The 12,076-nt window shown below is 72.4% G+C and carries 11 protein-coding genes; 1 reads left to right on the plus strand and 10 read right to left on the minus strand.

Features of this window, described 5'->3' with window-relative positions; translation table 11 throughout:
• Window positions 1-3: 3 nt before the first annotated feature.
• The 6 genes from trmD to proS form a co-directional block, all read right to left on the minus strand.
• Window positions 4-819: a tRNA (guanosine(37)-N1)-methyltransferase TrmD gene (trmD, locus tag ACSNOK_RS09455; RefSeq protein ID WP_436780146.1), complete on the minus strand. Its 816-nt coding sequence runs from the start codon at window positions 817-819 to the stop codon at window positions 4-6.
• Entirely contained in the window at window positions 819-1,394 is a 576-nt protein-coding gene (gene rimM, locus ACSNOK_RS09460; RefSeq protein ID WP_436780147.1) for a ribosome maturation factor RimM, read from the minus strand. Before rimM ends, trmD begins: the two co-directional genes overlap by 1 nt.
• A gap of 106 nt (window positions 1,395-1,500) precedes the next feature.
• On the minus strand, window positions 1,501-1,740 hold the full coding sequence (locus ACSNOK_RS09465) for an RNA-binding protein (RefSeq protein WP_223772169.1): 240 nt from the start codon (window positions 1,738-1,740) through the stop codon (window positions 1,501-1,503).
• A 2-nt stretch (window positions 1,741-1,742) separates the two neighbouring features.
• On the minus strand, window positions 1,743-2,186 hold the full coding sequence (gene rpsP / locus ACSNOK_RS09470; protein WP_436780148.1) for a 30S ribosomal protein S16: 444 nt from the start codon (window positions 2,184-2,186) through the stop codon (window positions 1,743-1,745).
• Between the two features lie 205 nt (window positions 2,187-2,391).
• Window positions 2,392-2,982 carry a hypothetical protein gene (locus ACSNOK_RS09475; protein WP_398264033.1) on the minus strand — a complete coding sequence of 197 codons (591 nt, stop codon included), beginning with the start codon at window positions 2,980-2,982 and terminating at the stop codon, window positions 2,392-2,394.
• Window positions 2,983-3,228: 246 nt separating this feature from the next.
• Window positions 3,229-4,644, minus strand: coding sequence for a proline--tRNA ligase (gene proS, locus ACSNOK_RS09480; RefSeq protein WP_436780149.1), 1,416 nt, complete (start codon window positions 4,642-4,644; stop codon window positions 3,229-3,231).
• 286 nt (window positions 4,645-4,930) lie between these two features.
• On the opposite strand from proS, the gene ACSNOK_RS09485 reads away from it, so the two are divergent.
• On the plus strand, window positions 4,931-5,764 hold the full coding sequence (locus tag ACSNOK_RS09485; protein ID WP_436780150.1) for a class I SAM-dependent methyltransferase: 834 nt from the start codon (window positions 4,931-4,933) through the stop codon (window positions 5,762-5,764).
• A 112-nt stretch (window positions 5,765-5,876) separates the two neighbouring features.
• Here the strand turns inward: ACSNOK_RS09485 and ffh are convergent, their stop codons facing one another.
• From ffh to ACSNOK_RS09505, 4 genes are all read right to left on the minus strand, one after another.
• Complete coding sequence (gene ffh, locus ACSNOK_RS09490; protein ID WP_436780151.1) at window positions 5,877-7,421, minus strand: signal recognition particle protein; 1,545 nt, start codon at window positions 7,419-7,421, stop codon at window positions 5,877-5,879.
• Window positions 7,422-7,624: 203 nt separating this feature from the next.
• Window positions 7,625-10,003: a [protein-PII] uridylyltransferase gene (locus ACSNOK_RS09495; RefSeq protein ID WP_436780152.1), complete on the minus strand. Its 2,379-nt coding sequence runs from the start codon at window positions 10,001-10,003 to the stop codon at window positions 7,625-7,627.
• Window positions 10,004-10,025: 22 nt separating this feature from the next.
• Window positions 10,026-10,364 (minus strand): P-II family nitrogen regulator, encoded by a 339-nt coding sequence (locus tag ACSNOK_RS09500; RefSeq protein ID WP_436780153.1) that lies wholly within the window; start codon window positions 10,362-10,364, stop codon window positions 10,026-10,028.
• The gene (locus ACSNOK_RS09505; RefSeq protein ID WP_436780154.1) at window positions 10,361-11,731 is read right to left on the minus strand and encodes an ammonium transporter; all 1,371 of its coding nucleotides are present in this window, start codon (window positions 11,729-11,731) and stop codon (window positions 10,361-10,363) included. Before ACSNOK_RS09505 ends, ACSNOK_RS09500 begins: the two co-directional genes overlap by 4 nt.
• Window positions 11,732-12,076: the final 345 nt, after the last annotated feature.

Below are 12,076 nucleotides of genomic sequence, written 5' to 3' on the forward strand. Positions count from 1 at the left end.
GGCTTATTCTTCCACGTCGGGCGCCACTCGCCCAAATCGGCCGTCGGGGCCCGGGGCCCAGCCGAGGATGGAGAGCATCTCGCGGTCCTTCTTGTCGAAGGACGCGGGGTCGGCGCGCTCGATCAGATCCGGCCGGTTCTCGACGGTACGGCGGAACGCCTCGTCGCGGCGCCAGCGCGCGATCTTCCCGTGGTGGCCGCTGAGCAGCACGTCGGGGATGCCCCGGCCGCGCCACTCCGGCGGCTTGGTGTAGACCGGGCCCTCCAGCAGGTCGGCCATGGCGCCGGGGGCGAAGGAGTCGTCGCGGTGCGACTCGGCGTTGCCGAGCACGCCGGGCAGCAGCCGGGCGATGGCCTCGACCATGACGAGGACCGGGGCCTCGCCGCCGGCCAGCACATAGTCGCCGATCGAGACCTCGCGGACGTCGTACCGCTCGCCGTACTCCTCGATCACCCGGCGGTCGATGCCCTCGTAGCGGGCCGGGGTGAAGACCAGCCAGGGCTTGGCCGACAGCTCCACGGCCAGCTCCTGGGTGAAGGGCCGGCCGCTGGGCGTGGGGACGACGATCGTCGGCACGTCGTCACCGGAACCCGATCCGACGACGTCATCCAGCGCCTCGCCCCACGGCTCGGGCTTCATCACCATGCCGGGCCCGCCGCCGTACGGAGTGTCGTCGACGGTGTTGTGCTTGTCGTGCGTCCATTCCCGCAGGTCGTGAACGCGGACGTCGAGCTGCCCACGAGCGCGGGCCTTGCCGACGAGCGAGACGTTCAGCGGTTCGAGGTACTCGGGGAAGATCGTGACGACGTCGAGGCGCATCAGCGGTCACCCTCGCCACGGGAATCGCCATCCGACTCGTCACGGCTGCCGGCGATCACGGCCCGCTCGGCGTCGAGCAGCCCGGGCGGCGGGTCGACGACGGCGCGCTGCGCCTCCAGGTCGATCTCGGTGACGATCTCCTCGACGAAGGGGATCATCACCTCGCTCCCGTCGGGGCGTTCGACGATGAAGAGGTCCTGCGACGGCAGGTGGGCGATCTCCGTGATCCGGCCGACCTCGGTGCCGTCGACGGTGACGACGTCCAGGTCCACCAGCTGGTGGTCGTAGAACTCGTCGGGGTCCTCGGGCGTCTCGTCCGGGTCGACCTCGGCGATCAGGAGGGTGTTGCGGAGCGCCTCGGCGGCCGTCCGGTCGGGGACGCCGGCGAACCGCAGCAGCAGCCGCCCGCTGTGCACCCGGCCGCTCGCCACGGTGAGCGGTCCGACCCCGGCGGGGTCGGTGGCCAGTACGGCGCCCGGGCCGAGCCTCAGCTCGGGCTCGTCCGTCCGCACCTCGACGGTGACCTCGCCCTTGATGCCATGGGCGCGGCCGATCCTGCCCACTACGAGCTGCACGATTCCGTTCCTTCTCCACGTTCCTGGGGCGCCCCGACGCCCTCCCAACACGACAACGGGCCGGGAAGGGGATCCCTTCCCGGCCCGTGCCGATGCCTGCCGCCCGTCAGCGGACGTTGTCCACGTCGACGAGGTCGACGCGGATGCCCCGGCCGCCGATGGCGCCCACGACGGTCCGCAGCGCTCGGGCGGTACGGCCGTTGCGGCCGATCACCTTGCCGAGGTCGTCCGGGTGGACCCGGACTTCCAGCACGCGCCCGCGGCGCAGGGTGCGTGACGCCACCTGCACCTCGTCGGGGTTGTCGACGATGCCCTTGACCAGATGCTCAAGGGCCTCCTCCAGCATGCTCAGGCCTCGGGAGACTCGGAGGCCGTCGACTCAGCGGTCTCGGCGGCCTCGTCCTTCTTCTCCGCCTTCTTCGCCTTCGGGGTGATGGCCTCACCCTTCGACTCGCCGGCGGCGTTCACGACGGACTCGAAGAGACCGCTGTGGTCCTTCTTCGGCTCGGCCACCAGCATCGGGGCCGGGGCCGGCAGGCCCTTGAACTTCTGCCAGTCGCCGGTGACCTTGAGGATGGCCATGACGGGCTCGGTCGGCTGCGCGCCGACACCCAGCCAGTACTGGACACGCTCGGAGTCGACCTCGATGCGCGAGGGGTTCTGCACCGGGTGGTACAGGCCGATCTCCTCGATGGCCCGGCCGTCACGGCGGGTACGGGAGTCGGCGACGACGATGCGGTAGTGAGGCGAACGGATCTTGCCCAGACGCTTCAGCTTGATCTTGACTGCCACTGGAGTGGTGTCTCCTGGTCTTGACGTGGTGGGCACAACAAGATGCCACGTGGGGTTGCGGTACTCGGAGTGCCCGATGGACGCGTCAGCCGGAGGAGAGAGGGGTCCTGTACGACTGTCGAGTACAGCCCCCCATTGTGCCATACGCGCCCGGGCGCACGAACATCACCCGGCCCCGGCCGACCCCCGCCGGCCGGGCCCCGTGTCACCCCACGGACATCGCCTCGGGGATGCGGAACGGCTGGCCGCAGCCGCCGCACATGATCGGCGCCTGGGCGAGCACGGACGGCACCACGCGGACGTTGCGCCCGCAGTCGCACACGGCCTTGACCCGTACGCCGCCACCCGACGAACCGTGCCGGGCGGCGGGCCCCCGGAAGGTGCGCGAGGTGTCGGCCGTGGTGGCCATGGTGTGCGCCTTGAGGGCGCGTTGCAGTCTGTCGATGGTGGCGCGGTAGCGGCGGCGCGCCTCCGGGTTGAGCACGACCAGCGAGAAACCGCTGCTGGGATGCGGCTCGTCGCTGTGGTCGAGCCCGAGCTCCTCGGCGATCGCCAGGAACCGGCGGTTGTGGTAGCGGCCGGCGCGTGAGGTGTCCCGGACACCGCGGGCGGCCGCGATGCCGTGCACTGCCTCGTGCAGCAGCCTTTCGAAGGAGAGCTCGGCGCCGCACGCGGACGACGACTCCCCGATCAACGATTCGGGCGCGGCGAGATCCGGCAACTCGGGGTGGAACCGCTGAATGTCGGCCCACGCCTGCGCCAGTTCTGCGGCGAGAACAGGTGGTGTCGTGCTCACGTCGTGACAACGAGTCGGGACCGCCCGGTGTTCCGATACCGGGCCATCCCAAATAATTTGCACGTACCAGTCAGTATCCCTGCGATACCGGTCCACCCGCCGCGACGAGGGCGGGTGCCCCGATCTGCACAGAAGTACGGAGAAGCCGCAGAAGTACGCGCACCTGTTCGCAAGCCGGGGCGAAACTGACTCGCGCGTCAGTTCCGCCCCGGCTCACGTCCGTCGGCGCCCCTCGGCGCCCGCGCCTCAGTAGGCCCGCGCGACGATCGCCAGCGCGCCCGGGGCGTCGTCCGTGTCCGGCACCCCGCCGTCCTCGGTCACCAGGCAGCGCACGGTGACGGCCTGCTCGGCCAGCTTGGCCTCGCCCTCGGCGCCCAGCACCGACCACGGGATGCGCGCCCAGCCGCCGGCCGCGGCGGCCTCGGCGGCCTCCTCCAGCGTCGACACGTCCGAGGTGCGCTCCTCGCGGCGCTCGCGCGACTGGCGCAGCAGCAGCGCCTGGTCCTCCTCCAGGACCTTGGGCAGCAGCGCGGTGAGCTCGTCGATGCTCACCGGCTCCTTGCCGCCCGGGATCCGGCGGGCCAGCATCGCGGTGCCGTTCTCCAGGTCGCGCGGGCCGATCTCGATCCGCACCGGAACGCCCTTGAGCTCCCAGTCCACGGCGCGGCGGCCGAACGGGGTGTCGGTGCGGTCGTCGACCTGGACGCGGACGCCCGCGGCCTTCAGCCGGTCGCCGATCTCACGGACCTTGGCGATGACCGCGTCGTCGCCCTTGATCGCCAGGACGACGGCCTGCACCGGCGCCAGGCGCGGCGGGACGCGCAGGCCGCTGTCGTCGCCGTGCGACATGATCAGACCGCCGACCATACGGGTCGAGACGCCCCACGAGGTCTGCCAGACGAGCTCCTGCTGCCCGTCCTTGGACAGGTACGAGGTGTTGAACGCCTTGGCGAAGTTCTGGCCGAGCTCGTGGCTGGTGCCCATCTGGAGAGCCTTGCCGTCGCGCATCATGCCCTCCAGGGTGAGGGTGTTGATCGCGCCGGCGAACCGCTCCTTGGGCGTCTTGCGGCCGAGGACCACGTCGATGCCGAGGACGTTGACCATGAAGTCGTAGTACACGTCCCGGTGGATGCGCGCCGCGTAGTCGCGCGCGTCCTCGTAGGTCGCGTGCGCCGTGTGGCCCTCCTGCCAGAGGAACTCGCTGGTGCGCAGGAAGACGCGGGGGCGCATCTCCCAACGGACCACGTTGGCCCACTGGTTGATCAGCAGGGGCAGGTCGCGGTAGCTCTGCACCCACTTGGAGAAGTACTCGTTGATGATCGTCTCGGAGGTGGGCCGGACGACGACCGGCTCCTCCAGCTCCTTGCCGCCGCCGTGCGTGACGACCGCCAGCTCGGGGGCGAAGCCCTCCACGTGCTCGGCCTCGCGCGTGAGGTACGACTGCGGGATGAACAGCGGGAAGTACGCGTTGGAGGCGCCCGCGTCCTTGATCCGCGCGTCCATCTCCTGCTGCATGCGCTCCCACAGCCCGTAGCCGTACGGGCGGATGACCATGGTGCCGCGCACCGGGCCGTTGTCGGCCAGTTCGGCCTTGTTGATCAGGTCCTGGTACCAGCGCGGGAAGTCTTCCGCCTGCGGAGTGAGAATGGGAGCCTTTGCCATGGTGCGAATGGTACGGGCCCGGTCGGGCCGAGTGTGAATCCGTCCGCCCGCAACCCCGCGTTGTCGGCCCGTTCAGGGTTTGCGGCTGGGTATTCATCTCATGCGGCCCGCCGCGGCACATGCCATCTTGGGCGGTGGGGGAACTTCTCGCCGTACCCCCTGGACTCTCGGGCGGATGCGGGGTTCCCTGGCTTGGGGGGCGGTTCGGCACAACCGCGTGCACGGCAGCACATGGGGGGCGGCACTTCGGTCAGGAAACCGAATTCGGCGGATTGGGGCGCATGCGATGACACCAACGCTCGTGCGACGGCACCGGCCGTCCCCGTCGCCGCCCCGGTCGCGGGTCCGCGACTGGGCGGAAATCCAGGAACGCATGCTCGTGCCGCTGTACGAAGCGGTCTACGAGCGGCTGGAAGTCGATGACGGGACCCGGTTGCTGAGCCTGGGCTGCGGATCGGGACTGGCCTTGCTGATGGCGGCCTCCCGCGGAGCCACCGTCAGCGGCATCGACACGGACGAACGCCGGCTCGACCTCGCCCGGGAGCGGCTGGCGGCCCACCCCTCCGACGTGCCGGTCCGGCTGGGGCACGGCGGCCCGGACGGCATGGACGGCGTGGCGGATCCGGCCGATCCCCCGTTCACCCTCGTCACCGCCTTCGACCCGCTCTACTGCGCGGGCGGCGGGGTCCGGGAGATGGCGGAGGCGCTGCGGCGGGCCGCCGCCAGGGCGCGACGCGGGGCGCCGGTCGTGCTGGCCGGCTGGGGTCCACCGGAGCGCTGCGCGGCCTCCGGCGCGCTACGGGTGGCGGCCCGGCTGGCCGACCCGATGGCCACGGCCGCGCACTGGCGGCCGAGCGGCCGGGACGACCTGGAGGACCTGGCCAGGATGGCCGGGCTGCGGCCGGACGGCTCGGGGCGGGTCGCCTGCCCGTACGGCTATGCCGACCTGGCGAGCGCGGTCCGCGGGCTGCTTTCGACGGGCGCCTTCGACGCGGCCACCCGGACCACCGATCCGGAGCAGGTGACGAAGGAACTCACCGAGGCCGTCCACCCGTATCTGCGCGGGGACGGCACGGTGTGGATGCCTAATGTGTTCCGCTATCTCATCGCACGTGTGTAGCAACGGCGTGCGGAGCAACGGCAGGGTACGCGGGGACAAGTGAAAAGCCCCCGGCCGCGGGCCGGGGGCTTTCCGCCGAGGGGCACCCCCGGCCCGGGCGGACTCGGGTCCGCTAGCCCATGAACTTCTTGAATTCCTCGGGGAGTTCGAAGTCCTTCGCGTCCTGCCCGGCGGGCAGGCCCAGCGGGTTGCCCGCCGCCGCCTGTTCCCGGCGGGCGGCGGCGGCCTGCTCCTCCGCCTTGCGCTTCATCGGGTTGCCGCTCTGGCGCTTGCCCTTGCCCTGCTTCTGCTGCTTCTTCTTCTTACCGGCGCCACCCATCCCGGGGATGCCCGGCATACCCGGCATGCCGCCGCCCTGCGCCATGCGCGACATCATCTTGCGGGCTTCGAAGAAGCGCTCGACCAGGTTCTTGACCGCGCTGACGTCCACACCGGAACCCTTGGCGATACGCGCCCGGCGCGAGCCGTTGATGATCGTCGGGTCCTGGCGCTCGGCCGGGGTCATCGACTTGATGATGGCGGCGGTGCGGTCGACGTCGCGCTCGTCGAGGTTGTTGATCTGGTCCTTGATCTGCCCCATGCCGGGCAGCATCCCCAGCAGCTTGGAGATGGAGCCCATCTTGCGGACCTGCTCCATCTGCGCCAGGAAGTCGTCGAGCGTGAACTCCTTGGGGCCCTTCGCCAGCTTGGCCGCCATCTTCTCGGCCTCGGCCTGGCTGAAGGTCTGCTCGGCCTTCTCGATCAGGGTGAGCATGTCGCCCATGTCGAGGATGCGGGACGCCATGCGGTCCGGGTGGAACGCGTCGAAGTCGTCCAGCTTCTCGCCGTTGGAGGCGAACATGATCTGCTTGCCGGTGACGTGCGCGACGGAGAGCGCGGCACCGCCTCGGGCGTCGCCGTCCAGCTTGGACAGCACGACGCCGTCGAAGCCGACACCGTCGCGGAAGGCCTCCGCCGTGTTGACGGCGTCCTGACCGATCATCGCGTCGACGACGAACAGCGTCTCGTCCGGCTTCACGGCGTCGCGGATGTCCGCGGCCTGCTGCATCATCTCGGCGTCGATGCCGAGGCGGCCGGCGGTGTCCACGATGACGATGTCGTGGACCTTCGACTTGGCGTAGTCGATCGAGTCCTTGGCGACCTGCACGGGGTCGCCCACGCCGTTGCCCGGCTGCGGCGCGTAGACGGCCACCCCGGCGCGCTCGGCGACGACGCTCAGCTGGTTGACGGCGTTGGGGCGCTGGAGGTCACAGGCGACCAGCAGCGGGGAGTGCCCCTGGTTCTTCAGCCAGAGGCCGAGCTTGCCGGCGAGGGTCGTCTTACCGGCGCCCTGGAGACCCGCGAGCATGATCACGGTCGGGGCGGTCTTGGCGAAGCGGAGCCGGCGGGTCTCGCCGCCGAGGATGCCGACCAGCTCGTCGTTGACAATCTTGACGACCTGCTGCGCGGGGTTGAGGGCCTTGGAGACCTCTTCGCCGAGGGCCCGCTCCTTGACCTGCTTGATGAAGGCCCGGACGACCGGGAGGGCCACGTCGGCTTCGAGCAGGGCGATGCGGATCTCGCGAGCGGTGGCGTCGATGTCCGCCTCGCTCAGGCGCCCCTTGCCGCGGAGGCTCTTGAAGGTGGCTGCGAGGCGATCGGAAAGGGTATCGAACACGGCGCTCGTCGGTCCTCGGGGTCGGGGGCGGTGGAATCGCCCTCCAGGGTATCCGCACCTTCGGCGGGGGTGGCCCCGGTCCCGCCTATCCAGCCCGTCCGGCGTTTGAGGACGACCGCGCGGGACGCGGTTTCAGGGGGTCTGAGGGCCTGCTCCCCGGGAATCGGCGAAGGGGTGGGATCGGGGCGCGCCCGCCGCAGGCGCTACCGCAACGCCCGCTCCACCGCCTCGGCCACCATCCCCGGCTCAGGCAGCGGAAGCCCATCCGCCCCCGTCACATAGAAAGCGTCCACCACACTCGCCCCCAACGTCGCCACATGCGCACTCCGCACCCACACCCCCGCCCCCTCCAGCGCCCGCCCGATCCGGTACAGCAGCCCGGGCGCGTCCTCGGCCCGTACCTCCAGCACCGTCGCGTCCTCGGAAACGCCCGCGCAGACGGACACCGAGGGCGCGGCCGGCGGCAGGCCGCGGCGGCGGCCCGCGTACGCCGCCTCGCGCTCGGCCAGCCGGCCGGGGAGGTCGAGGGAGCCGTCCAGGGCCCGGACGAGATCGTCCCGCAGCCGGACCGCCGCGGGCGGATCGCCGAACTCCGCGGCCACCCGCCAGCGCAGCAGCAGGACGCCGCCGTCCACGGCCCGCAGATCGGCCGCCCGCACGGTGAGCCGCCGCAGCGCGAGCACGCCCGCGGCGGCGGCCAACACGCCGGGCTGGTCGGGAACGGCCATCAGCAGCTCCACTCCGTCGTCCCCGGCGGACAGCGTCACCGCCGGCGAGCCGGACCCCCGCGCCTGCGCCGCGAGGCGCTCCTGAGCGGCGGTCGGCGGCGCCTGCTCCGCGCGCCCGGGCGCCGTCGATCCCGCGAAGACCGCCGCCGCGCGCCGCACCAGCCCGCCGACCAGCGACGCCCGCCAGGAGTTCCACGCCGCGGGGCCGGTGGCGAGCGCGTCCGCCTCCGTGAGGGCGTGCAGCAGATCCAGCGTCGGAGCGTCCGGAACCGCGTCCGTGATCACCCGGACCGTCGCCGGATCGTCGAGGTCCCGCCTGGTCGCGGTCTCGACGAGCAGCAGGTGATGCCGGACGAGGAGGGCGAGGGCGGCCGTGTCCGCCGGGCCGAAGCCGAGCCGGGGCGCGATCACGCGCGCCAGCGCCTCCCCCGCCTCCGAATGATCACCGGGCAGCCCCTTCCCCAGGTCGTGCAGGAGCGCCGCGACGAGCAGCAGATCCGGGCGCTCGACGCGGCGGGTGAGGGCGGCCGCGCGGACGCAGGTCTCGATCAGGTGCCGGTCGACGGTCCAGCGGTGGACGGGGTTGCGCTGCGGGCGGCAGCGGACGCGTTCCCACTCCGGCAGCAGCCGGGACATCACGCCTTCCGCCTCCAGCGCCTCCCAGACGGCGACGGTGTGCTCGCCGGCCCCGAGGAGCGTGACGAGGAGCTCGCGCGCCTCGGCGGGCCAGGGCTCGGGCAGCGGCCCGGCGCCGGCCAGCCGGCGGACGGTGTGCGCGGCGAGCGGCAGCCCGGCGCGGGCGGCAGCGGCTGCGGCGCGCAGGGGCAGGACGGGGTCGTGCTCGGGCCGGGCCGTCCGGGCGAGGACCGCCTCGCCGTCCTGTTCGACGACGCCCTCGGCGAGCGGCAGGCGTTCCGGTTCCCTGAAGCCGCCGCCCCGGCCCCCCAGTACCCGCCGGAGCCGGGGCCGTCCGGAGCGCGAACGCAGCACCCGGCCGACCTCGCGCCAGACCACGTCGGCCGCGTACGCGACCGTGCCCGCCGCCTCGTAGACGCGGCGCAGCAGGGCGTCGGCGTCCGGGTGGCCGAGGGCCGCGGCGACCTGGTCCTGTTCCTGGAGGGTGAGGCGGTCGGTGGCGCGGCCGGTGGCGAGGTGCAGGGCGTCGCGGGTGTCGAGGAGCAGTGCGCGGGCGTGTTCCAGGCCCTCGCGGGGGGCGTCGGCGAGCCAGGAGGCGGCGACGGCGCGCAGCGCGGTGGCGTCGCGGAGGCCGCCGCGGGCCTCCTTGAGGTCGGGTTCTAGGAGGAAGCGCAGGTCGCCGTGGTGGCGGGCGCGTTCCTCGCCGAGTTCGCGGAGCTCGGGCAGCCGGGCGGGGGCGCGCTCGCGCCAGTCGGCGTAGGCGGTCGCGCGGACGGCGGCGGTCAGTTCGGGGTCGCCGGCGAGGTGGCGGGCGTCGAGCAGGCCGAGGTGGACCTTGAGGTCGTCGGCGGCGGTCCGGCGGGCGCCGGCCGGGGTGCGGACGGCGTGGTCGAGGGCGATGCCGAGGTCCCAGACCGGGTACCAGAGGCGGTCGGCCGCGGCGGCGACGTGCGACGGGTCGGTGCCGGGCGCGTGCAGCAGCAGGAGGTCGAGGTCGCTGCGGGGCGAGAGTTCGCCGCGGCCGTAACCGCCGACGGCGGCGAGGGCGACGCCGTCGGCCCGGCCGAGGAGGCCCGCGAGCCAGCCGTCGGTGAGCCGGGCGAGTTCGGCGCGCAGGACCGGTCCGCTGCGGGTGCGGTCGTGCAGCAGGCGCAGCCGGGCCGCCGCGTAGCAGCCGGTGCCCGAGCCGGCGGCGGACTGAAGACGGGTTTCGGTCAACTCGGGCTCCCTCGTGGGCGGTTCAGAGTGCGTCGGGTCCGCGTTCGCCGGTGCGGACGCGAACGACGGTCTCGACGGGGACCACCCAGACCTTGCCGTCGCCGATCTTCCCGGTGCGTGCGGTGCGGACGATGACGTCGACGATGTCGGCCGCGTCCTGGTCCTCGACGAGGACCTCGATGCGGGACTTGGGGAGGGTGTCGATCCGGTACTCGGCGCCGCGGTAGACCTCGGTGTGGCCGCGCTGCCGGCCGTGCCCCTGGACGTCGCTGATGGTCAGGCCGTGGATGCCGAACCGCTGCAGGGCGTCCTTGATCTCGTCGACGCGGTGGGGTTTGACGACGGCGGTGACGAGCTTCATGCGTCCACCTTCTTGTTGTCCGGCTTCGTGTTGTCCGGCCGGTTGTCCGGCGCGCCGTCCGGCCGCGGGTCCTCCGACCGCGCGTCCTCGGGGCGCGGGTCCTCCGGTCGCGGATCCTCCGCCCGCCGGCCCGGGGCGGGCGCGCCGTGGAAGGCCGCCGTGCCGCCCACCGCGCTGTGGTCGTAGGCGGTCTCGGCGTGGAAGACCCGGTCGAGCCCGGCGATCTCCTCGTCCTCCGTGGCACGGAAGCCGACGATACGGTCCACGAGCTTGGCGAGCGGCCAGGAGACGGCGAACGAGTACGCCATGACCGAGAACGCGCCGGCGGCCTGCCGGCCCAGCTGGGTGACACCGCCGACGCCGTCGACGGCGAGGACGCCGACGAGGAGGGTGCCGATGACGCCGCCGACGAGGTGGACGCCGATGACGTCGAGCGAGTCGTCGTAGCCGAACCGGTATTTGAGACCGACGGCCCAGGAGCAGACGATTCCGGCGACGACGCCGATGAGGAGGGCGCCCGGGGCGTTGACGGCGGCGCCGGACGGGGTGATGGCGACGAGGCCGGCGACGGCTCCGGAGGCGGCGCCCAGGGTGGTGAAGGCGCCGTGCCGGACGCGTTCGTAACCGAGCCAGCCGAGCATCGCCGCGCCCGTGGCGACCTGGGTGTTGAGGGCCATGGTGGCGGCGGTGCCGTTGGCGGCGAGCGCGGAGCCGGCGTTGAAACCGAACCAGCCGAACCACAGCAGCCCCGCGCCGAGCATCACCAGCGGGAGGCTGTGGGGGCGCATGGGGTCCTTGCGAAAGCCGATGCGCTTGCCGACGACGAGGAGGGCGGCGAGGGCGCCGACGCCCGCGTTGATGTGCACGGCCGTACCGCCGGCGAAGTCGATCACCTTGAGCTTGAAGAGCCAGCCGTCGGCGTGCCAGACCCAGTGCGCGACCGGGAAGTAGACGAGGCTCACCCAGAGGGCGATGAACAGGCACCAGGCGCTGAACCGCACCCGGTCGGCGAGGGCGCCGCTCATCAGGGCCGGGGTGATCACCGCGAACATCAGCTGGAAGAGGGCGAAGGCGAGGACCGGGATGCCTTCCTTGCCGCCCGTGAGGGTCTCCGGCGTGATGCCCTTCAGGCCCAGGTGACCGAGGTCGCCGAGGAGACCTCCGCCGATGTCGTCACCGAAGGCGAGCGAGTAGCCGTAGAGCACCCACAGCACGGTGACGATGCCGAGCGAGACGAAGGACATCATCAGCATGTTCAGAGCGCTCTTCACCCGGACCATGCCGCCGTAGAAAAAGGCCAGGCCGGGTGTCATCAGCATCACGAGCGCGGCGCTGATCAGTACGAACGCGGTATCCGCTCCATTCACGATCCGTGTCTCCTCGCAGCGGGGCCCGTGCCCCCGTGCGGGCGGGGTTCGCTGTGGGCCGGTGTGGCCTCGAGGCTGGCGCAGCGTGGTTTCGGACAGGGCAGCCGGCTGTTTCGCGCCGGTGACGAAGGCGGCGGGAGTGTTACGGGCGGGTGAATCGCGTGGTGACGGCCGGGGCGGGTGTGACGGCCGTACGGCCGGGCTGCCGTCGGCCGTCGCCTTCCGGGCTACCGCCCTGGCACCCCGCCGCCCCGCGTCCCGGGAAAAGGACCGGCCGCGGCGGCCGTCCGACGTCTGACTGGCGTGGGGGAGCCGAGTCGGGCTGTACGGGACGGTCGCCGCGGC

The organism is Streptomyces sp. URMC 126 (genome assembly GCF_051386555.1).
In the GTDB taxonomy this organism is placed as follows: domain Bacteria; phylum Actinomycetota; class Actinomycetes; order Streptomycetales; family Streptomycetaceae; genus Streptomyces.